This is a genomic window from Nostoc sp. JL23 (assembly GCF_017115065.1).
Lineage (GTDB): Bacteria > Cyanobacteriota > Cyanobacteriia > Cyanobacteriales > Nostocaceae > Nostoc > Nostoc punctiforme_A.
In genome coordinates, this window is record NZ_JABXKN010000153.1 from 295588 (window position 1) to 318639 (window position 23052).

The 23052-nt window shown below is 41.7% G+C and carries 19 protein-coding genes; 9 read left to right on the forward strand and 10 right to left on the reverse strand.

Going from position 1 to position 23052, the window contains the following annotated elements; all coding sequences use genetic code 11:
* Positions 1-740: 740 nt before the first annotated feature.
* The 3 genes from nadB to HWQ42_RS34085 form a co-directional block, all read right to left on the reverse strand.
* Positions 741-2417: an L-aspartate oxidase gene (nadB, locus tag HWQ42_RS34075; RefSeq protein WP_292820227.1), complete on the reverse strand. Its 1677-nt coding sequence runs from the start codon at positions 2415-2417 to the stop codon at positions 741-743.
* 185 nt (positions 2418-2602) lie between these two features.
* Positions 2603-3031, reverse strand: coding sequence for a photosystem II complex extrinsic protein PsbU (gene psbU, locus HWQ42_RS34080; protein ID WP_094352300.1), 429 nt, complete (start codon positions 3029-3031; stop codon positions 2603-2605).
* Positions 3032-3621: 590 nt separating this feature from the next.
* A complete protein-coding gene (locus HWQ42_RS34085) occupies positions 3622-4401 on the reverse strand; it encodes a DUF3120 domain-containing protein (RefSeq protein WP_292820231.1) in 780 nt (259 codons plus the stop codon).
* 457 nt (positions 4402-4858) lie between these two features.
* Between HWQ42_RS34085 and HWQ42_RS34090 the strand changes: the two genes are divergently transcribed.
* The 8 genes from HWQ42_RS34090 (at position 4859) to HWQ42_RS34125 (ending at position 16148) form a co-directional block, all read left to right on the forward strand.
* On the forward strand, positions 4859-5683 hold the full coding sequence (locus HWQ42_RS34090) for an undecaprenyl-diphosphate phosphatase (protein WP_292820234.1): 825 nt from the start codon (positions 4859-4861) through the stop codon (positions 5681-5683).
* A gap of 232 nt (positions 5684-5915) precedes the next feature.
* Positions 5916-7241, forward strand: coding sequence for a TIGR03279 family radical SAM protein (locus tag HWQ42_RS34095; RefSeq protein ID WP_292820293.1), 1326 nt, complete (start codon positions 5916-5918; stop codon positions 7239-7241).
* A gap of 1236 nt (positions 7242-8477) precedes the next feature.
* Positions 8478-11291: a family 10 glycosylhydrolase gene (locus tag HWQ42_RS34100; RefSeq protein WP_292820296.1), complete on the forward strand. Its 2814-nt coding sequence runs from the start codon at positions 8478-8480 to the stop codon at positions 11289-11291.
* Between the two features lie 473 nt (positions 11292-11764).
* Positions 11765-12220, forward strand: a complete 456-nt coding sequence (locus HWQ42_RS34105; protein WP_292820237.1) for a hypothetical protein — start codon at positions 11765-11767, stop codon at positions 12218-12220.
* On the forward strand, positions 12213-12698 hold the full coding sequence (locus HWQ42_RS34110) for a hypothetical protein (RefSeq protein WP_292820241.1): 486 nt from the start codon (positions 12213-12215) through the stop codon (positions 12696-12698). The genes HWQ42_RS34105 and HWQ42_RS34110 overlap by 8 nt, the downstream gene beginning before the upstream one ends.
* Positions 12699-12752: 54 nt before the next feature.
* Entirely contained in the window at positions 12753-13964 is a 1212-nt protein-coding gene (locus tag HWQ42_RS34115; RefSeq protein WP_292820244.1) for an EAL domain-containing response regulator, read from the forward strand.
* 258 nt (positions 13965-14222) lie between these two features.
* Positions 14223-15566 (forward strand): sorbosone dehydrogenase family protein, encoded by a 1344-nt coding sequence (locus HWQ42_RS34120; protein ID WP_292820247.1) that lies wholly within the window; start codon positions 14223-14225, stop codon positions 15564-15566.
* A gap of 174 nt (positions 15567-15740) precedes the next feature.
* Positions 15741-16148 carry a phosphomannose isomerase type II C-terminal cupin domain gene (locus tag HWQ42_RS34125; RefSeq protein ID WP_181928464.1) on the forward strand — a complete coding sequence of 136 codons (408 nt, stop codon included), beginning with the start codon at positions 15741-15743 and terminating at the stop codon, positions 16146-16148.
* Positions 16149-16371: 223 nt separating this feature from the next.
* Here the strand turns inward: HWQ42_RS34125 and HWQ42_RS34130 are convergent, their stop codons facing one another.
* From HWQ42_RS34130 to dndE, 7 genes are all read right to left on the reverse strand, one after another.
* Complete coding sequence (locus tag HWQ42_RS34130) at positions 16372-17130, reverse strand: HEAT repeat domain-containing protein (protein ID WP_292736732.1); 759 nt, start codon at positions 17128-17130, stop codon at positions 16372-16374.
* Between the two features lie 174 nt (positions 17131-17304).
* On the reverse strand, positions 17305-17844 hold the full coding sequence (locus HWQ42_RS34135) for an N-acetyltransferase (RefSeq protein ID WP_292820250.1): 540 nt from the start codon (positions 17842-17844) through the stop codon (positions 17305-17307).
* 22 nt (positions 17845-17866) lie between these two features.
* Positions 17867-18055: a hypothetical protein gene (locus HWQ42_RS34140; protein WP_094353026.1), complete on the reverse strand. Its 189-nt coding sequence runs from the start codon at positions 18053-18055 to the stop codon at positions 17867-17869.
* A gap of 155 nt (positions 18056-18210) precedes the next feature.
* Positions 18211-18633 (reverse strand): ABC transporter permease, encoded by a 423-nt coding sequence (locus HWQ42_RS34145; RefSeq protein ID WP_292736726.1) that lies wholly within the window; start codon positions 18631-18633, stop codon positions 18211-18213.
* Complete coding sequence (locus tag HWQ42_RS34150) at positions 18618-19910, reverse strand: AmpG family muropeptide MFS transporter (protein ID WP_181852863.1); 1293 nt, start codon at positions 19908-19910, stop codon at positions 18618-18620. Before HWQ42_RS34150 ends, HWQ42_RS34145 begins: the two co-directional genes overlap by 16 nt.
* Positions 19911-20156: 246 nt before the next feature.
* A complete protein-coding gene (locus tag HWQ42_RS34155; RefSeq protein ID WP_292820254.1) occupies positions 20157-21614 on the reverse strand; it encodes a DNA phosphorothioation-associated putative methyltransferase in 1458 nt (485 codons plus the stop codon).
* Between the two features lie 50 nt (positions 21615-21664).
* Complete coding sequence (gene dndE / locus HWQ42_RS34160; protein WP_292820257.1) at positions 21665-22051, reverse strand: DNA sulfur modification protein DndE; 387 nt, start codon at positions 22049-22051, stop codon at positions 21665-21667.
* 191 nt (positions 22052-22242) lie between these two features.
* On the opposite strand from dndE, the gene HWQ42_RS34165 reads away from it, so the two are divergent.
* Positions 22243-23052, forward strand: an 810-nt coding sequence (locus HWQ42_RS34165; RefSeq protein WP_292820260.1) for a hypothetical protein, incomplete at its 3' end; no start/stop codon positions are given.

A 23052-nucleotide genomic window follows, 5' to 3' on the forward strand; every position in this document is an offset into this window, starting at 1 on the left:
CAAATAAGTATTCTTTCATGTTTTTCTGAACTCTTAATTCAGTAAACATAGTATTTACACTTAAGAGTATTAAGATATTATTAATAAATAGTGAATTAAGCAAAATACTTGCAGTAAACCATTGACATATCTAACCTGAGACTGATGTAAAAACCGCTTATTAAGAATACCACTTAAGTATAAAGACTATTTAATATCGGCAGCTTAAGCTTACTCGACAAGCGAATACCACAATAATTTGTACATTACCAGCAATAATTTCATAAAGTTAAAACACTTTTTTCAAAAAGCACAGTAAATATACGTAAGCAAACAAAAAATACTCTTTAAGATAAAAAACTAGTAAATTTACTGAAAGATATGAAGACTAACTTCCGAATCACAAAGTTTATGATATTCTGCATAGGTGCTTATATACTGATCCCAAAAATTGCCGCTTGCACAGGTATATTCAGTACTGCAAGTGCTAATTCTTTTGGACCTACTAGCAGTAACACCTTAATCGCCCGCAAGGTCAATTCTCAAAATTTACAAGACATATACATTCCACCAAATTATGGTGGTCCCGACAGTCATAATGGTAGCGGTACCCGGTGATGGCAATTTTGAATTTTAGATTGTGGTAGAGCAGCAAAATGAGGTAGTTACCGTCTTGGACACCACGTCTTTTACTTGGCAGCTCATTTCAAGATGTTGTGCTTAGGGTTGCGAAAACCGTCAGGCTGTTTAAGGTCGTTGATTCAAGACAATAGTGGAGATTTCCACCAGTGATTTGTTTGTATAAGTGTGTGGACTTGCCAATTTGAGTCTGGTTGAGGATAATCTAAACGGAAGTGTCCGCCTCGGCTTTCGGTTCTAAAAGCAGCACTTTTGAGAATTAAATCAGCTACATCTAATAAATTTCGGGTTTCTGCCCAAAGTCCCAATTGCCGTTCAACATCTGGTAGGTGAAAACTAGCGGGTTCTACTGGACGTAAAGCGAGCAAGAATTGACTTAAAGGCAAGGCAGCGAAATCTTGCTGCCAAGATTCAATAGTAGCGATCGCACTTTCCAGCCTTGATTGCTCCCGACAAATACCAGCACTTTCCCATACTAGACGCGGTAACTTCTCCCTGAGTGCTTCTAGCTGTGTTTGTTGGATGTGCCACTCACTAGGATCGGGATTAAATTTCCGTAATGGTAGCACTGGTATTTCTGAGGACAGCCCAATATTTTCTAACTTAATATTAGCCATCTGGGCCCCAAACACAATACATTCCAACAGAGAATTACTAGCAAGGCGATTTGCCCCATGCACACCAGTACTAGCGGTTTCACCCACTGCGTACAAACCGGGGATATTTGTGCGATTCATCAGATCCGCAACAATTCCACCCATCCAGTAATGGGCGGCTGGCGCTACAGGAATTGGTTCGTGGAAGACATCAACACCCCAATGCTGACAAACTTTGATGATATTGGGAAAGCGGTGACGAATCTTGTCTGCGGGGATGGGGCGCATATCCAACCACACATGGGCAGTAGCCAAATCAATAGCGGTACGTTGTAAATGGCTGAAAATTGCTCTACTGACAATATCTCTAGGTGCAAGTTCACCCGCAGGGTGGTAATCAAAGGCAAAACGTCGCCCTTCATTATCGATGAGATGTGCCCCCTCGCCGCGTACAGCTTCGCTGATTAGGAAGCGATCGGCACCAGGTTTAGTGAGGGCGGTGGGGTGAAATTGGACAAATTCTAAATCGCGGAGGATAGCCCCAGCACGAGCTGCGATCGCTACCCCATCACCGGTACTCACAGCCGGATTAGTGGTTTGGGCAAATACCTGACCGCCACCGCCGGTTGCCAGTACCACAGCACCAGCTCTTACCCAGGTGATTTTACCTTGATAAAACAGGCTAATTCCTTGACAGCAACCAGTTTCGGCTTCAATCCACAAACTCAAAGCCAAAGCTTGCTGAATGACTTGAATATTTTGGCGACGTAATACTTGGGCGGTGAGGGTGGTAGTAACTTCCCTCCCTGTAGTGTCCGCAGCATGGAGAACACGGCGGCGAGAATGGGCGGCTTCCAAAGTTAAAGCTAAGGCTTGACCATGACGGTCAAAAGCTACCCCCAAGTTAACTAGGGATTGAATACAGCTAGGGGCGTGTTGGGCGAGAAATTCGACAGCAGTGCGATCGCATAAACCGGCACCCGCCTGGATCGTATCTTCAATGTGCAGCGTGGGAGAATCTTCTGGGGCGATCGCTGCGGCAATGCCACCTTGTGCCCAATCACTGGCGGATAAAGCAACGGTTTCTTTGGTAATCAAACCGACTCGCAAGGATTCTGGCAGACACAGCGCTGTGTATAGTCCAGCGGCACCAGCGCCGACTACTAAGACATCAAATTGGCTGGGAATATCTATCTGAGACAAGGTAATGGGTATGGGGAGCAGGGGGGCAGGGGAGCAGGGGAGCAGGGGGGCAGGGGGGCAGGGGAAGATTTTACTTTGTCTCCCTTGTCTCCTCATCTCCCTCATTCCCCTTATCTCTAATATAAATAGTCCCACTCCCTAGAATCAGGAGTGGGCTGCTATTTGCTAAATTAACTGCAATTCAGTTATCTGTAGATACCGTTGTTAAAGCGATCGTCTCCTTCATTGAAGGCAGGCTCTAATTCTGTCACGGTGAATTTATCGAGGTTGGCTTGCAGGGTTTCTTTCTGGCGATCGCTCAATCCGGCAAGATCCAATACATCCTCTACCTTTTGGTAAGGAGCATTGGTGATGATTTTCTTAGCCAGGGTGGGATAAAGCCCTGGAAACTGTTGAAAAGCTCGGACGTTGGTATTATTCAAATCAATTTTTTTACCAAATTCCGTTCCTAGTTTAGCGTCTGCCCGATTCTGCCGCTCAATTGCCAGAACTGGGACTTGGGGAAAAGCAAAACTGTTGAAACTAGCAGCTTGGGCTATCTGAGTTGTTCCCAACCATCCCCAGCAACTAAGTAACAAACTAAACACTGTTAATAAACGCGCCAATCCTTTCACGATTTTTCTACCTCTTTCCATCAAACAGAAATAAAAGTTTTAAGCTAACAACAGTTATTAGTCATTAGTCATTAGTCATTAGTCATTAGTCATTAGTCATACCCTGCGGGAAGCCGCTAATGCCTCTACGTGAGAGCGCCAAGGACGAAGGACGAAGGACAAAGGACAAAGGACAAAAGCTGATAGCTTAGTCAACACAGCAGTCATCAGAAACTAATATACAGCGTATTAATATCCACAATATTTACCGTTACTGGGTTTGACTATACTTTTGCCAAAAATTTTCATCGTGGAAAGAGTACCTACATCGCTGCAATCGCTTTGCATTGACGATCCCCGCAGCATTCCCAGCTAGACGAAATCTTTTCGGGGTGGCTGATTCTACCTCCTAAGCAGACACCAAACTGTACGATTTCTAAGATCGAAAACCTTACCAAAAAAGACTTGATGCTGATGGATTTTTATGTAATATTTCTTAACTAATTAATCATCTATAGCATCATTTTTGATGTGCCGTAGATTGGGCTGGGAAAAGTCTCAGTAAGAGAAGCCTACACGCTTATTGGAATATTAAGTGTTACCTGCCTTCTTCACGCTGCGATCGCAGCTAACAAAAATAGGCTGTCTACTAAAATTGTGCTTAAAACTGCGCCACCAAAGGCATACCAGTGTTTTTGATTTCGACCTAAAGCTGAAATTCCTACTGTTAATAGCACTACGGCGAGAAGTATCGCCCAAGTTTGCCCCCAAGGTGCTTGTACTTGCATGAGAGCATTTTGTAAGATTTGCGGTACTAAATCTGCATCTACTCTCATGATTTGCCGCCAATAGGGCATTAAATCTACTATATAAAAATATACATCTGTTAAAACTGTACCGAGTAAAGAACCTAAATAAAACCAGTTACCTACCTTGCCCCAATTCTTCGCCAGACACCAGCAAGCAAACGGTAAGCCGATAAATTCCACCGGCAGATGCCATAAAGGTTCCCAACGTAACCAACCCCAGTAAATCGCTCCTGCTAACCAACTCCAGCTAAACCCCAAGAGCAAATCCCCCCAGACATAAGTTGCAGGGCGTGACATTAAGGCAAAACTTAGACACACCCAAAATCCTGTCAGGGCTAAACTCAGAATTGGTAGCGATCGCACTATTGGCGCTTCTATAAATACTGGGACTGTTACCAAAAACACTGCCGCCGCAAACACTAACCAAGTTTGTCGGGCAGAAGTAGATAAGGGTAGAGAGGGAGAAAAGGAAAGTGTAGATTCCAATTGTCTGATACCATTCTGTCCAGTATCAGCTAAATCCAATTCGGTATCAATAGAAGGGGTAGAAGCGCTGTAGGAGGACAGTGTATTATTAATCAAAGTTTTTAATATTTGTTACTAAACTTTATCTTCTTTAAGATATCACATTTTCAAATCCCCCCCTGGGGCATTGTAATTATACTGAAAATTCCACTAGGACTGGCGCAAACCAAACAAAACATTCTGCACCTGACGAATCCATTCAAGTTGGACTATTTACACAACTGTTCTGTAGTTCCTTGTAAATGGGGGACTACACAGAGGCGAGGGTAAAATCTAATAGTTAAAAAGTGAGCTGGTATTAGTCCCCTAAATATTAAAGTTTGATGAATTTCTTAAATTGCGTTGACTTATTGAGGTGGGTGTAAGAACATAGTCAGCGTCTTCGATGATGTTATCGATCGGTAAAATTGAATTTTCTACAAGATTGGGTGCAATAGAAAGTATATAAAGCAACATCATCAACTAAAAAATGTTCATCACGATCTCTAGAATAGGAAAAAGGTATTAATTGTATATGGAGTTTATTCAAGCTTTTATTTTAGGTATTGTTCAAGGTATTACAGAGTTTTTGCCAATCAGTAGCACCGCACATCTTCTAATTGTGACAAAGGTATTTGGTTGGAAAGAACTAGGTTCTAAAGATTTTGTTGATGCAATTCAATTTGGCAGTGTTATAGCAATTGTGGGGTATTTTTGGTCACTGATTTATAGTATTGTCAAAGGTGGGATCGAAGCATTAAAAACTAAAGACTGGCAACGTGAAGAATGGAAGATTCTTGTCGGTATTGCAGTCGGAACACTACCCGCTTTAATTTTTGGCTTCCTTTTGAAAGATGTTTTACCTGAGAGTGCATTAATTATTGGCATCATGTCAATCATCATGGCACTTCTACTAGCTTTGGCAGAAAAAATTGGTACTCGGAAGCGAGGTTTTGATTCATTGCAGATTCGGGATGGTATTTTAGTTGGATTGGGACAAACACTTGCTTTGATTCCAGGCGTTTCTCGTTCTGGTTCGACGTTAACGACTGCCTTATTTTTAGGATTAGAACGCGATACAGCAGCGAAATTCTCATTTTTGCTAGGGTTTCCAACTCTTACCATTGCGACGCTGTATAAAAGCTTGAAAATATTCAAGTTGTTTCAAGAACACCAGTTGCCAGATAACATTGTTGGACTGTTAATTGTAGGAATTATTTCAACCTTTATTTTTTCTTACCTATCAATTGCATTTTTGATCAAATACTTAGCAACCAAAAACACTTTGATTTTCGTATGGTATAGATTAGCCTTCGGTAGTGTTATCTTACTAGCGATCGCAGCAGGTTGGAAAGGATGATAGTCATTAGTCATTAGTCATTTGTCCTTTGTGCAAAGCAAATGACTATAGCGACTGCTCGTTTGTATGTAATACAATCTAACCTCACTCCAAACCTCTCTCCTACAAGGAGAGAGGCTTTGAATTTTACTCCCCAACACTAGTATGGAAAGGGCTGGGGGTTAGGTCTGTATTAGACTCAACTGAGAAACGCTATAATGCCCAATGCCCAATGCCCAATGCCCCATTCCCCATGACTACCATTCATCCTGCCCGAATTACCAAGGTTCTTCCAGACTCAATAGCCGCAGAGATTGGTTTTGAAGTTGGAGATGCGATCGTTGCAATCAATGGTACACGTCCCCGCGATTTAATTGATTATCAGTTTTTGTGTGCTGATGAAGTCTTAGAATTAGAAGTTTTAGACGCTACTGGTAAAACTCATAGCCTGGAAATCGAAAAAGATTACGACCAAGACTTGGGGCTAGAATTTGAAACTGCCCTATTTGATGGCTTAATTCAGTGCAATAACCGCTGTCCATTTTGCTTTATCGACCAACAGCCACCAGGTAAGCGCACCAGCTTGTACTTTAAAGACGACGATTACCGCCTAAGCTTTTTGTACGGCTCTTATCTTACCCTGACCAATTTGCCAGAAAGAGAATGGCAGCGGATTGAACAAATGCGCTTGTCTCCGTTGTATGTTTCTGTTCATGCCACGGAGCCGGAAGTTAGAATTAGACTGCTGAAAAATCCCCGTGCGGGGCAAATCTTGCAACAACTCAAGTGGTTTCAACAAAGACGGCTACAAATTCATGCTCAAGTGGTTGTTTGTCCGGGTATAAATGATGGTGAACACCTGGAGCAAACCCTAAAAGATTTAGCATCCTTTCATACTGGTGAAGTACCTACGGTGGCGTCGGTGGCAGTTGTGCCAGTGGGATTGACAAGGTTTCGGCCTCCAGAAGACGAACTCATACCCGTAACCAGAGAAAAAGCGAAAGAAGTGATTTCTCAAGTGCGAATACTCTCGCAACAATTTCGCAAAAAGTTTTCCTCTAACGTCGCTTGGTTAGCTGATGAGTGGTTTTTAATTGCTGGTGAAGAATTACCGAGCGAATCTGAATATGAAGAGTATCCCCAAATTGATAATGGTGTTGGTTCAATTCAGTTGTTTATCAAGCAATTTGCAGTCGCTGCAACAGAATTACTACCGCCAAAAGTTTATCCTCAGAGGACATTAACTTGGGTAGTAGGCAACGCAGTAGAAAACGCCTTTAAACCTATCTTGGAACGGTTAAATTCTGTTGAGGGATTAAAAGTAAATATGCGTGCTTTATGTAGTGATTATTGGGGACAGAGAATCACTGTTACGGGATTATTAACGGGTCATGATTTGCTATTGAACTTACAAGGGCAAGATTTGGGGGACGGAATTTTACTGCCAAATGTAATGCTCAAACATGGGGAATTGGTATTTTTAGATGATATGAGTATTGAAGAACTAGCCTGCAAACTGGAGACAAAAATCTTACCAGTAGGAGGAGTTGAAGATTTAATCAACACTTGTATTATTTAAGCTGTTTTTGTTAGCTCTTTAATCTTTAGTAGTTCCCAGGTGGATGAAGTGCATATCAAAATTTCCCTCCTAACTCCTATTATTACCAAGGAAAGTTTTGGGGGTGGGGTTATGTGTCGTAAACATTTTTTCAATTGATATAACTTCAAGCCTTTAAATTCAAACTATTTTTTTGTATCCAAACATTTGGATGCTAAATCCAAAATTGATAAACTTTAATTGAATATAAAAATATTGCTTACTTTTACATCAATATGATTCATGCAAGGGTTATTGGTGTAGAGAATTGGTCTTTATAGATCAATACGGTTCAGTTAAGGCTAAAACTCTGTTATCCAAGTCAGTTTTTTAACGAACCGCCTTCGCGTAGCGTCTCGTAGAGAAGGCGCAGAGGACGCAGAGAGAAGAAAGAGAAGGAAATAAATTGCTTAACTGAACTGTATTGCTTTATAGATGCGATAAATCGCGTCTCTACATCAATGTGGGTTTATATAAACTTGATTGACTTTTACAGTTAATAAATTTTGGTGATTGTAATTGCAACTGTTGAAATTATTGTCTGATCCTATCTAAAATTTTCTAGAAAAGCTCGTGAGAAATTATTATTAGTTTAACTCTGGCGAGCGTCAAGAGTACTAATTAGACTTATTGCACAAATACTAAATCTGCCTTCATCCGCCAACCCGTTCTCCCAAAATTGTGAGAACGGAAGCCGAGCCAATTTCAAAGTCCCTCTCCCAAGCTTGGGAGAGGGATTTAGGGTGAGGGCTTTAAGATGCACTAGTATTACTTTTTTAACTCACAAAACCCTGAAAAACAGATAATTAGAATAAGAGTGGCATTTTTTATTTTAGGTTTAAGTGAAAACTCTCTGCAATTACCCAAAAGCCTATTGGAATTGGTAAACACGAAATTTTCTAAAAAGCTAGTCACCAATGGAATGAAATTCGCAATGTAATAGCTAACAATTTCTATAGAATTTCCTGGGCAATTTGAGTATCCATCTTGGCATTTTTTACTGGTTTTGATAGGCTAGATTGATGAAGGTCATTCACTAAGTACTTCTACGAAAAGCTTATAGGAATTCTATTTGGTTTTTGAAAAGCCAAATATTAGCTTTACTTAATCCGGGTGAGAATCTCAGTAAACTTACTAGGAATCAAGCTAGAGTCCTATATTCTGTACTAATGAATTCTGAGTAATAACTAAATTAATTAATAATGAAGTAAGGAGTCACTGGTGAAGTATCAGGAAAACCAAAAAGATATAAGTTTAAAAATTAAAAAAGCTAGAAGATTATTTATTTTAAGTTGTGAAATTGTCGTTTTAAATTTTTTGAGTATTTTGCCAGTAACGGCGGCGACTGAAGAACCCGTATTGAGCGTAGTGTATGGCCAAGAAAATGCAAATCAATGGACAGGGATAAGCGATCGCTTACAGACAATAGGGGTGAAATATTGTGTAATTTCCCTAAATGATGTCAAGAGTGGGGCAGATTGGGGCGATCGCCGGGTATTATTTTTGCCAAACGTCGAGACATTAACACCAACTCAAGCGATCGCCCTAGAAGACTGGATGAGTAAGGGAGGGCGTTTGATTGCTAGTGGGCCTGTAGGTAGTTTGTCATCGCCAGGAGTGCGGCAATTATTGCGATCGCTCTTGGGAGGTTATTGGGGATTCAGCTTTAGTGACACAGAACAGATTCAAGCTGCAAAAACCAAGATCCCACAATGGACAAATCAAACTGGACTCTTTGGTAAAGTGCGCGGTGGCGTTGTGATTCCTAATGATATGGGCAGTGAATCTCCTGCTGTTTGGAATTCTAAAGATAATCCGGCCGCAGTAGTGACAACTGAGCGTTCTACCTTTTTGGGCTGGCGCTGGGGAACAGATACAGCCTCAACAGCCGAGTTGGATAATGCCTGGTTAAAAACTACTATCAATCACTATTTGACAGCACTAGCACCATCAAATCGCACCAAAAAAATAGCAGGAGGTTCCCAAAGCTGCTCTACAAGTGTGGCGGCTGTGTCCTCAGTGCAGGGGGGCAGAGGGGCAGGGGAGCAGAGGGGCAGGAGAGCAGAGGGGCAGGGGGGCGGTTCATCTCTCTCATCTCCTCCTAAAACTGCCACTGCTCCCATACCTAGACCGCTGCCTATGGTCAAACCTCCAAGTTCTCAGGAGGCTATTGACCAATTAGAACAAGCGGTGCGTTTGGATGTTGCACCCAACTCCAACGAGCCGATTGATAACAGGCAAGCGATCGCTCTCCAACAAGAGCTAGAAAATCTGATTGGTCGGGTGGAAAGCGCTCATTTAGCGGTGTTAGCTGATGCAGCTAATGTTGGCGAAACAATATCTGAGGAGAAGCAGTTTTCTAGGGATTTGAATACCCCCCAGTCTGTCAAAGAACAGCCAACACAATTGGCCTCAACCAAACTGGGGACGCTAGCCATAAGTAAAGACCAAGCATTAGCACAAGCAAGGCTAATTGCCAAAAATTTACCCCAGTTGATTGCTCAAAAAAACTACGCTTTGGCTCGTCAGCAATGGCTGGCCGCTAAAACAATTTTGTGGCAACAGTTTCCTGTCGATCGGAAGCTAGCTCAACCAGAAATTCGCGCAGTTTGGTTAGATCGAGGGACAATTGTTCGTGCTGGTAGTAAGGCGGGACTGGCACAGATTTTTGATCGCCTCGCCCAAGCTGGGATTAATACCGTCTTTTTTGAAACTGTTAACGCTGGCTATACAATTTATCCGAGCCAAGTCGCAAAAGAGCAAAACCCATTAATTCGTGGGTGGAATCCACTGGAAGAAGCGGTGAAACTAGCCCATGAGCGAGACATGGAATTACACGCTTGGGTTTGGACTTTTGCTGCTGGCAATCAACGCCATAATGAAATTCTCAACCTTAATCCTAATTATCCAGGGCCAGTACTGGCGGCTCATCCCGATTGGGCAAACTACGATAATTTAGGCAATATGATTCCCATTGGTCAGAGCAAGCCATTCTTCGATCCAGCCAACCCCGAAGTGCGGCAATACTTGCTCAAGCTGTATGAGGAAATTGTGACTAAATATAAGGTGGATGGTCTACAGCTAGACTACATTCGCTACCCTTTTCAAGACCCATCAGCAGGTCGAACCTATGGCTATGGGAAAGCTGCAAGAGCGCAATTTCAGCAACTTACTGGTGTAGATCCAGTGAATATTTCTCCTAGCCAAACAGACTTGTGGCAAAAGTGGACAACATTTCGCACCGAGCAAGTTGATAGCTTTGTCGCCCAAGTATCACAGCAGTTACGACAAAAGCAACCTAATTTGATTTTGTCGGTTGCAGTATTTCCTTTGCCGGAACAAGAACGGATTCAAAAAATTCAACAAAATTGGGAAACTTGGGCAAGGCGGGGGGATGTAGATTTAATTGTTCCCATGACTTATGCTCTCGATACTTCTCGGTTTCAACGACTAGCCCAACCCTGGATTGCCTCTAAACAATTAGGAGCTACGTTGTTGGTGCCGGGAATTCGCTTACTTTCTTTGCCAACCATCGGGGCATTCGATCAACTCCAGTTGGTAAGGGACTTGCCAGTTAGTGGTTATGCACTATTTGCCGCAGAAAATTTTAGCAACGATCTCCAAAAAATCTTTAGTAGCACCCAAGGTAGGATTCAATCTACAACAAGTGAACCGATTCCTCACCGCCAGCCTTTTCAAACTGCCGCCATCCGTTACACCGCGCTACAACGGGAATGGAAATTTGTTTTCCAAAATGACCAACGACAAAGACCATCTCAGAAAATTTCAGATTTTAACAACCAGGCAGAAGTTTTACGCAGTGCTTTAAATCAACTTGCCGCTTCCCCTTCTGCTAGTAAGTTACTCGTAGCGAGAGCCTCTCTAACTCGCTTCCAGTCTCAATTTCGGGTATTGATGAGCCAAGAAATTAAGTCGAATTCTTATCAAGTCAAAGTTTGGGAAAATCGGCTCGTAACTATAGAAAGGCTATTACGTTATGGCGAACGACGGTTGCAGTTACGTCCTTTGTGAAGAGGCAGAGGGGCGGGAAGCAGGGGAGACAATGTGACAAAAGAAAACTCCTAACTCTAGCCCTTTCAAGGTGGTGAAATTTGGAACGAAGATTGGTTATTTCAACTTTCAGAAAGCCCGCTGGATATAAACTAGTTTGTAATTCTTAACACACTTTTTGTAGTGTTTGTATCTCAGTATTACTACTTTTTTATTGTCAAAATATTGGAAAATACTGAGACAACCGACTTTAAATAACTATTATTTGATGATAGCTATCGTTAAAATCTATGCAAGCCTTAACTCAGATCATCGGGCTACAAAGCTTAGAGTTAAGAATTGGCTGTTTGCCACTGAAGGTTGTGTTAAAAACATCACGATTAGAGTAGATGCTATTTCTACAACAGGCTACGCTTACGCACTGATGTAGCACGGGGTAAAAGTATCTTGTTTTTTCATCTTCGCAGCTAGTAGGGTATTTCACAAAGCATGATATGGTACTGTTTGTAGCTTCTGGAACTAGCTTGAAAACAGCCCATACTTTTGAAGTTATGCATACCTTAGTCATGACATTGAATATGTCAAAATTTTCGGATATCATCTCAGTGTTATCACGGTTGTTCCAACAGCAGTTGGAACTACTGCTGGTTGTAGATAAGCAAGGTAATATGACTCCTGAAAGTATCTGTATCTGTCAAGCAGTGGCACAAAAAACAGAGAAAGCTAAAGGTAATGCTAGTATTGATTGCTTTGAGGTAGAACATCAGATTTTCATTCAGAGACAATTACCCAAGTCCCAATGGTTACTAGCACGCGCTATAGTACGTAAAGCTACGACAGGCAAATACACTCACTTCATTGAAGTTTATGAGGAAGATTGGGACTTCTATCGTAAGTCTAATAGGATAAGGCAGACCAATACCGCCCAAATATCACATAATCATGACTGAAATGTTTAATGATGTGTTGATTATCGGCCAGTTAAAAGTGGAAAAATTAGAGTATAGAGCAACATCCTGCAATTTAGTTGAACATAACCGACAATCGCCAGAAAAAATACAGATGAATCTGGGTTATCGGCGCTTAATTTTTTTCACCAGTCAATATAAATTTGTAACCTGCTGTATCAATGAAAAACTGCTGGCATACATTTTGACTAACTTGTTTTCAAATACGATTAAATATTTCTCAGATGATGGCATTTTCAAGTTTAATTTCCTTAGTCAAGATAGACAAACTGTATTTGAAATTAAAGCTTTTCAGATTAGTATTTTTCAAGAATATATAGTAGATATTCTTGAATCATTTTATCACACTATGAATGGTGTTAATATACTAGGTACTGCATTAAAAATGACAATTTTAAAAAAGTGTGTAGATATCTACAGAGGTAAAATATTTATTACAAGTATAAAATCACATTTATAAGAAATACTACTGTATGGTGCCATTAAATAAAAAAATATAAATAAGAGGTAATTTATGCCCAAAATCTTAATAATAGAAGATGAAGAAGCAGTCCGTGAAAACCTTTTAGATTTGCTAGAAGCTGAGGATTTTGAAACTATTGCTGCGGCTAATGGCAGAATCGGGGTACATTTGGCTATCTCCGAAGTTCCTGATTTAATTCTTTGTGATATAATGATGCCAGAAATTGACGGTTATGGTGTCCTAACAGCATTACGTCAAGAGCCATCAACGGCAACAATTCCCTTCATCTTTCTCACTGCCAAATCCGCCAAATCTGACTTCCGTCAAGGTATGGATATGGGTGCAGATGACTATATAACTAAGCCATTCACTCGAGCTGAGTTATTGAGTGCCATCATGAACAGGTTGGAAAAATACGCTACTTTAAAACGGTATTTATCTCCTCAGATTGTAAATAATAACTTGTCTCCAAAAATGCAGTTGTTAGAAATTAGCTTACACCGAGCTATAAAACAACATAATTTTCAAGAATTTGAAATTTATTATCAACCAATAGTCGATATTGCATCTGGAAAGATAGTAGGTGCTGAAAGTTTATTGCGTTGGCAAAGTCCAGAATTAGGAATGATTTATCCAACAGAATTTATTCCGTTAGCAGAGTCTACAGGTTTAATTATTCCGATTGGGAAATGGGTATTAAAAAGGGTATGCCAACAAATTAAAAGCTGGCGGGATGCTGGAATTCATTCATTGATTGTTGCTGTAAATCTGTCAGCAATTGAATTTAATCAGCCAGATTTCATTCATAATTTAGTCAATTTTACATCTGTCAATAATTTAGAACCACATGACCTAGAAATAGAACTCACTGAAAGTATGATTATGCAGGATGTAAATAGTGCGATCGCTACTATGAGCAAATTGCAATCTTTGGGTGTAAAAATTGCGATCGATGATTTTGGTACTGGTTACTCTTCTTTGATTTATTTGAAAAACTTACCAATTAATACATTAAAAATAGACCGTTATTTTATCCATAATGTTGCTAAAGATTCGCAAAAGTCAGCCATCACTAAAGCATTAATTCAAATGGCTCATAATCTCAATCTAGATGTAGTAGCTGAAGGTGTAGAGACAGAAGCAGAACTAGTTTTTTTACGCCAACACAACTGTAATTCTATGCAAGGTTTTCTATTTAGTCGTCCCTTACCAGCAGCAGAATTTGAAAATTGCTTGTTTACTAACAAATGCTTGTATGTGTAAATATTAGGCATTGGGCATCGGGAATAGAATCTAGTTAGTAGTACAACACGGTGGAAATAAACCAATCATTTCAAATCAACGAAACCCTTATGCTGTATTAATTTTTAATTTTTAATTTTTAATTCCGCCTTGCGGTACTAGTGCTTTATTTTTGAATTGTTAATAGATTGACTAACTAAGAAAAATCAAACTTTTGACTGGCGACAATTATTAAGCCTCAAGTCTAGAGTAGGAACATTGTGTATAGTGTCTACCACCATGAAAGTTCCTGCGCGTTTTTTGCTGTCAATTTTTTTAATGATTTTGGCAGCAGCCTGTAACCAGACTCGCGCTAACTCAGATAATCCCACACCTCAAAAATCTGTACCTTCTACCCAACTGACACAGAATCCTACACAGCCAAAAAATATTGTCCGTACTGAAGCACTTTCACCTACACCCATCCGCATCAATCTGAAGAATTTACCAGCACCCTTCGCAACAGAAAGCGCCTCCAAGCGGCCTGAAGTTGTGTCCATTCCACAAAATCCGGTGCTGCGCGTAGCACCAGGCTTTACAGTAAACGTCTTTGCTGAAGGTTTAGATGCCCCACGCTGGCTAGCTTTAACCCCCAATGGTGATGTTTTAGTGACTGAAACCGGGCAAAACCGCATTCGTTTGTTGCGTGACAGCAATGCTGATGGTGTAGCTGACGTTCGAGAAACATTTGCTAGTAGTGACAACGGACTCAATAGACCCTTTGGAATGGCTTTTGTAAATAATTCCTTTTTTCTGGGGAATACAGATGCTGTGGTGCGTTTTCCCTATACTCAAGATCAAAACAAGATTACAGGTAAGGGGGAAAAAATTGCCGACTTGCCCGCTCAAGGTTATAACAATCATTGGACACGCAATGTCGTTGTCTCACCCGATCGCAATAAATTATATATTTCAGTTGGTTCAGGAACCAATGTGGATGAAGAACCCCTACCACGGGCTTCGATACAGGTGATGAATTTGGATGGTTCCCAGCAGCAAACTTTCGCTTCTGGTTTGCGTAACCCTGTTGGTTTAGACTTTCATCCTGTAACTAAGGAACTTTATGCCACTGTTAACGAACGGGATGGAATTGGCGATGATTTGGTTCCAGACTATCTGACACGTGTTAAACAGGGGGCATTTTACGGCTGGCCCTATGCTTATCTAACACCAAACAACCTCGATCCGCGGCAAAAGACGGATGACAAAAGTAAACGTCCTGATTTAGTAGCCCGTACTCAAACGCCAGACGTACTGTTCCAGGCGCACTCCGCAGCATTGGGTTTACAGTTTTATGATGGTAAAACGTTTCCAAAAAAATACCAGAACGGTGCTTTTGCGGCTTTTCGTGGTTCTTGGAATCGCGATCGCGGCACTGGTTATAAAATTGTATTTGTTCCCTTCGATGCTAAAGGGCGATCGCTTGGCTACTACGAAGACTTTCTCACAGGATTTTTGCTAAATCCTTCTGTACCCAGCACTTGGGGACGGCCTGTAGGTTTACTCGTGTTGCCAGATGGCAGTTTACTACTAACAGAAGAAGCCAATAATCGGATTTATCGGATTCAGTATACGGGGGAGTGAACAATTCACGCCTTCAAACATTTAGAAATTTACGGATAGGATCTGTTGCCTCAAGTAAAGTTAGAGCAGTTGTCATCAATAGAGACGTTGTGACTGCATCTTCCTACCCAGGTTTATCTCCTTTACGGTAAATTACTGATAAATACTAATACTTATCTGGTTGAGAAATGAATTATGACTCCCAATGAAAATAATACTCAGTCAAATATCAACGAATTATCTCCACATTCAGGTACACGATATTGGGGTGAGGTAGAGGTAATCGAAGAGGGAGAAACCTATAGAATTAGTCGTGTGGAAATCAAGCCCAGGCATGGCATTAAACCACAAATTCACTATCACCGGAATGAACATTGGGTTGTAGTTTCCGGTGTGGCAAAGGTGACTTGTGGCGATGCAGAAATATTACTGAATCGAAACGAATCAACTTATGTCCCCGCAGCAACACTACATAAGGTAGAAAATCCTGGACATATTCCGCTAATTATTCTGGAAATTCAAAATGGTGAATATTTGGGTGAAGATGATACTGAGCGCCCTTATGACTTAAATTTGGTCAAACCTGTAGCTGAAGGACAGTAAGAGGCAGGGGGCAGGGGACAGGGGGGCAAGGGGACAAAAGAAAACTCCTAACTCTAGCCCTTTCAAGGTGGTGAAATTTGGAACGAAGATTGGTTATTTCAACTTTCAGAAAGCCCAAAATCTGAGTGGAGGATTCAAGATAGTAGCGCTGAAACAACGTATGTTCATTTGTCACCGGGCTACTCCTAACTCAGCACTCAGTACTGTTTTGCCCAATGCCCAATCAAAACCACCCTTCTTGTTCTAGGGTTTCAATCAGCTGCAAGCCACGGGGATCGCCCACTCCTAACAGTGAGGCTTTGGCGTCTTCCCGGACTCCCAAATCTTGATCTTCGGCAAAGGCTTGAATTAGGGCATCGATCGCTGTGGCATAAACTACATTAGAAGGCAATTCGCGGCACAGTTGACCAATTGCCCAAGCACTGTTACTCCGCACCGCTGCTACGGGATCTTGGACTAAGGCTTCGATTAATGGTGGTATTGCGCCTATAACTGCTTCATAACCGACTTCTGCCATCTGTGCTAAGGCGCTAGCAGCCCACAAACGCACTGCGGAAATGTCGGTTCTGAGGGCGTTTGCTAAAGGTGCTAAAGAACGGCGATCGCGACAGTTTCCTAAAGCCCAAACTACACCTTTACGCACATAGCCATTCCAATCACTGTTTAGTTGAGCAATTAATGGACTCACTGCTTCTAAACTGGGATTGCGTCCGATGCCATAGGCTGCACTTACCCGCACTAGGGGACAGGTATCAGTTAACAGGCGAATCAGATGGGGGGTAGCACGCGCATCTTCAATATCACAAAAAGCACGCGCCGCTAACATTCTTTGCTGGGCCTGGGGATTTTCCAGCAAGGCTAGCATCAGTTCTGGATCGGGCTTTGCCACAACTGATTCGGCAGTTAGCGGCTCTATTTTATCTAAGGGGCTTTCTAGCTCCTCCTCAATATCGAGTAGGCTTAGATCGTCTTCGTCATACATAATTTGATTTCAATCCCGAAAAGGGATTAACACATAATCCCCCGCGCTAATAAGTTAAAGCTTTATATATATTAGTTGGGTTCTTATACATTTTCCTTTCTTCCTCGTTGAGTTTTATCCAAACGAGAACCTCTATAACTCAGACGCTACAGTATGTTATCGCTATTCTTGAGTTTATTTTTCTGCACTCAGGAATTTTACCATCCAGATGGATTGGCTTTGATAACCTAATTGATTATAAAGATTCAATGCGGGTTTGTTTGATTGAAACACTTGCAGTCCAATTTGGCGATCGCCTCTTTGAATAGCCCAATTTTCCACATATTGCATTAAAGCTGTACCAATCCCCCGCCGCCGATGTTCTGGTACAACATAGAGGATAAAGATGTGAGCATGACGGTTCCCATGTAATTGATCTATAGCATTGCCCACCCAAAGGCAGGCTATGGGTGAATGGGCATTAGTCATTGGGAATGAGACATGGAGAGGAATTTCCCCTTGCCCCCTGCTCCCTGCTCCCTGCTTCCCCTCCTCTTCTACCCACCACAAGGGCGTATCGCTAGAAAAGTATTGCTTAACTGTTTGCTCTAGGTGGGAAAAATCCTCATTGGGAAATAGATCCTGGTAAGTTCGCTGCATGAATTTAAGCAGCAGCGATCGCTCCAAAAGTGAGCCACGGCGAATAATATATCCAGGTAATAATTGCTCAGACACTTAAATACGTTTATTAACTTAGCTAGCTCGCGTTATGTGCTGCTGGTGGTAAATCACTTGGAGTAGATTGAGAACTTACCCCCACCTCTTCAATGGGTGCGGGTGCTGCCATATCGGAGGGTAAAAAGATGCGGGCGCTGACTGCCACTAGGGCAAAGAAAAATACTAATACTGCAAGCAGTGGGGCGATGTATTGACGAAAAATAGCCATATTTTAATTGCAAGAAGCTAGGAACTTTTATGAGAACCTAGCTGAAGATTTGTGAAGTATTCTTGATTTATTTTAGCAATTTTCTGTGCATGGGAATTGGAAATGGGGCATTGGGCATTGGGCAATACTTCTCTCCCCCTGCCTCCCCTGCTTCCCTACTCCCTCTGGCGATCGCTCTCCAAGTCGTCAAGTACTCTTTCGCAATACCAATTCTCCGGCATCCCAGGATAAGTCTCTTTTGCCTGTTGAATTAACCGTTCGGCAGCGGCAGTATCACCGGATAATTTAGCGATTAGCCTGTTTTTGAGATAACTATCAGATGAACCCTCCTCTACCTGGGTTGGTATCCCTTGATTTATGCTTGATGGAGTTGATGGTCGGGATTGCTCTCTCCGCAACTGCCAAAATAAAACGTAATAAAGTGTACCAAAAATTAAAATTAGGCTGAGTGTTCCGAAAAAAGTTAAAAGGTTAAATGCTAGAAATCCTAGAACTAACTGTGAGAGAACATAGCCAAGCAATAAACCAGTAAGTAAGAGGATGAATGTACCGACAGCAATAACTACTTGATTCCCCATATATCCTCTTCTTCGTCCTCAAGTCCTGGTCTGGATACTGCCACTGGCTGAGGGTTCCAGGGGGCAAATACTGGTAATAGGAGTAGTCCTGGTACGGCGGCGGCGATGGTAATTAAGAAAAATACAGGCCAACCCGTACTTTGGGCGATCGCGCCTCCAGGGGCCGACAGAATATCGCGGCTGACAGCCATTAAGCTGGATAACAAAGCATATTGGGTTGCGGAAAACCGCTGGTTACAAAGACTCATCAAAAAGGCAACAAAGGCTGCTGTCCCCAATCCACCACAAAATTGTTCTACGTTGATGGCAAGTACCATAGCTTGGTAGTTTTTACCGATGTATGCTAAAAAAAAGTAAGCTAAATTACTTACTGCTTGTAGAATACCAAAAACCCAAAGCGATCGATTGATGCCAATAGCACTCAAAATTGAACCACCTGCTAAAGCACCGACAATCGTCGCAATTAACCCCATCCCCACTTGAATTGCCCCAATGTCGGTTTTGGTAAAACCTGTTTGCAGCAAAAAAGGTGTGGTCATATTGCTCAACAAAGCATCACCTAGCTTGTATAGGGTAATGAATGCAAGCATGAGAATAGCTTTGATAATCCCTTGACGCTGAAAAAATTCCCCAAAGGGCAAGATGACAGCATCAACGAGAGAAGCTGGAGGGCTAATTTCCTTGGGTTCCGGTGCGAACAAGGTGGCAAAAATACCAATTACCATCGTCCCTGCCATAAACAAGTAAACCGATGACCAAGGCAGTTTGTCGGCAAGTATCAAGGCTAAAGCACCTGCGACTAACAGGGCAATTCGATAACCTAAGATAAAAACTGCTGCACCAGCCCCCATTTCTAGCTTTTCTAAAACGTCGGTACGGTAGGCATCAACGGCAATATCTTGAGTCGCACTAATAAAGGCAATGACTATGGCGTTGATTGCTAGTAGCTGTAATGCTTGTTTGGGTTGTTGGAAAGCCATGAATGCGATCGCTACAATCAAAGCAATCTGCGTCAAAATTAACCAACCCCGTCGTCGTCCCAAAATTGGTAAGGTGAACCTGTCTACCAACGGCGACCACAAAAATTTTAAGGAATAAGGCAAACTGGCAAGGCTAAACCAACCAATAGCGGCTAAATCTACCTTCTCTACGGTCATCCAAGCCTTTAATGTATTACCAATTAACAATAATGGTAAACCCGATGAAAAACCTAAAAATAATAAAGCCGCCATCTTGCGACTACCGAAAACTCCCAGCAGCGATTTAATTTTCCTCATATTCTCAACTTTTTGCCTCTTTTGAGGAAATATCAATAAAATACAACGAGGAAATGCAAAAGTATATCATGTAACTAGTACCTATAAAGGTTTGAATTATCGGAGCGGTAGCAGTTCTTTATTAATCCCGATCGGGTATTGAAACCTGCCATAGCTGCTGTATGATTTCCTGCAAACATGACAAACTACCAAGATTTACTTGGGTTAAATACAAATTCAGGATAACCTTATACTGTCAGCGTTTTATTAACTTTCTTGAATTGGATAAACCTGATGCCCCCTGATTTCTACTCTGTGTGTGGCAAGGCATTTTTCCCAACCTTCACGCGTACCAATGTCGCTTTTTTGGTTAAGCAGCCCTAATTCCTGTTCTTGTTGGGTGAGTTTAGCAAATTCCTCGTAGTGTGGGTAGTTGCTGGTAACAAATGTTTCCTTACGGTGCAAAATCGGTGGATTTTCCCTAGTTGCATAGTCTCGATGAGTGACGACTAGGGTTTTTAAATCAATACCTATGCTGGCTTTTAACGTTGGATGAGGATCAGTGTCGAATTCGGGGTAAGACAGATAGGATATTTGCGGCTTATCAGTGTGATATTTGATCAACGTGGCTTCGTCGATACGGCCAATGGTGCGGCTAGCGCAACCTTCACAAATTCGCAGCACGGGGTCAAGTGCTGCTAATGCGGAAACATGGACGTAAATAGCACCGCGTGTATGTTTACCAATTTTGCTTTTTTCGCAAGCAGTTTGAATCACCCCAGGTTTACCTAAACTGAAAAGCTTTTGGTCGGCTACTTGACAAGCTTCTTCATAACTACTAAAAAAGGCTTTGATATCGTGACGCATTTCTGGGGCTAGTTTCTGCCATGCAGGACGTTTATCAAAGTGGGTCAGGGCGAGATACACTTGGATATCCAGAGAACGACGATAAGCGATCGCATCCCATTCAGCCTCATCAGTAGCTTGTAAAATTACACCGAAGGCGCGGCGAAAGTTACCAAATTCATTCAGTAATTCCTGTTCATTTTCCAATTCTCCTTTGACAGGTAATCTACCGCGTTTGGTAAAGAAAGCCATGAGTGGTTCCAGCTGTTCTTGATAATCTTCAAACCGCTTAACGGGGATGCGGACTCGCGGTGTAGAAGTCGCAGAAAAGAAGCGGATAGCTTTGTAGCTTTCTTTTTCAGCTTCATCTCGAAAAACAAAGTAAACGCCTAGTGCGATCGGTACTGCATCAACATTTAAAACTTCATCAATATAAGTTTTGAGTTCTTGTTGTTCGTAATATTTCTGAAAAGTATTGCGGCGCGTCACAATGCCATCATTGTAAGCAAGTTGGGTTTTACTGGGAGCGTTAATCAGTATTTGAGCCGCGACAATTAAAACTTTCCCGGTGAGTTCCCAAGCTTGGATCAGGCTTTGACGGCGTTCTTCTGAGTCTTCAATGACGTTGAGGACATAACCCAAGTTGACCACATCGGCGGCGGTGCGTGGTACATCTGGATAGTAGTAAGGGTCCCAACCTGCACTGGTGTAACCTAAATTTTTTACTCGCTGCACATCACCACCGTAACCGCAGCCGTAGTCAAAAAAAGTGGTGTCTTGATTGAGGATTGACCCTTCTATAGCCAATCGTACAGGGCGAGATATATCAATGCGAGCGATCGCAGCTCTATGACGCTCAATTTCTAGCGCTTCAGGCATAATATTAGTTTCAGTTAACAGTGAACAGTTAACAGTCAACTAATATCCTTTCAATTTTTAACCGCTAGTTCAATTAAATCTTCAATTTTCTTGATATTTGGATCGCCTGCTAAGTAACCAATACCGCGATGTAAATGTAAGCGGAATTGAGTAGCAAGGGTTTCTTTGTCGGTGGGATAACCGTCATTGTGACAGCGTTGCTTAAGGACGAGGAGGAGTATATCAGACATTTCGCCGCCAAAAACGCGCCAACTCATTTCGACGTTGCTATCTTGGGGAATTGGGACGGGGGAGGGTGTGGTTGATTCTGCGAGGGAACGACAAAATGCCCAACGGCATAAGATATTCCATTGGTCGATTTTTGTGCTGCGCTTAAGTTTGGTAAGTTGGTCTTTGGCTGTTTGAGAGAGTTTAATTCTTTCGATTGGTGATTCCATAACTAAAAGTAAAAGGGAAAGAGTGAGTCTGTCTACGCACTCTAATATCAACATTTAAAGTGGTATATATAGTAGTTAGTAATATACAATTCAATAGTTGTCTATATTTTCGTAGTCAATATCTCATACATATTTTGAATCTAGTGTCAGGAAAATATATTTAATTAAACTTCGCATTTAGAAAATATATTATGGTTAAATTGCAATTGCATTTTAATGGCTCTTTTTCCTTTAAAAAAGACGAAATTAATAGACTGCTTCATACTGCTGCCCAAGAAAAAGGTTTAAATGATAGCTTGCCTAATTTGATGGAGAAAACAAGTTTAGGCAATGGCAAAGTAGGACGAGTAAAAAGTTGGGCAGTACGTGCAGGGTTAATTAAGAATAATCGCCCCAGTCGGGAAGGGGGAATTGTCTTGCGACTAGACTCAGGCTTAGAGTCAAATATTACAGACTGGTTAATGCATTTTTATTTAAGTTTTGGTGATAAAGGACTACAAAAAACACCAGGAAATCCTGTTGATTGGGGTGGATGGCCTTACTTTGTATATACGTTCTTACCTCGTTATAGTAAATTTACTAGCGATGAATTATTGTATCATATTGCTTCAGAATTTGAAGAAGAAAGCAAAGTGATTGCTGACAGAATCAAATTTATCTTGCGGGCATACACTGAGTTTCAAGCTTTAGCATCCTGCAAGTTTATCATTCAAAAAGAGGATAAATATGTTGCTGGAAATGCCCACTTACCTAACTCTTACCTAGTGGGATATTTCCTAGCCAAGCTGTGGGAACGTGACTTTAAAGGCGAAGGTTCTGTTCTTACCGAGTCCATCTTGAACCAGAAAATGGGAATTGCTGCTGTACTGGGAATCAAAGCAGACGCACTACAGGAACAGCTAAATGCACTAGAAGCTTACGGCATCATCGAACAGCGACGGGCAGTGGTTGAGTCGATGGGGGATATTATTCCCCGCACCTCTCAGTTAAATCTGGGCGTG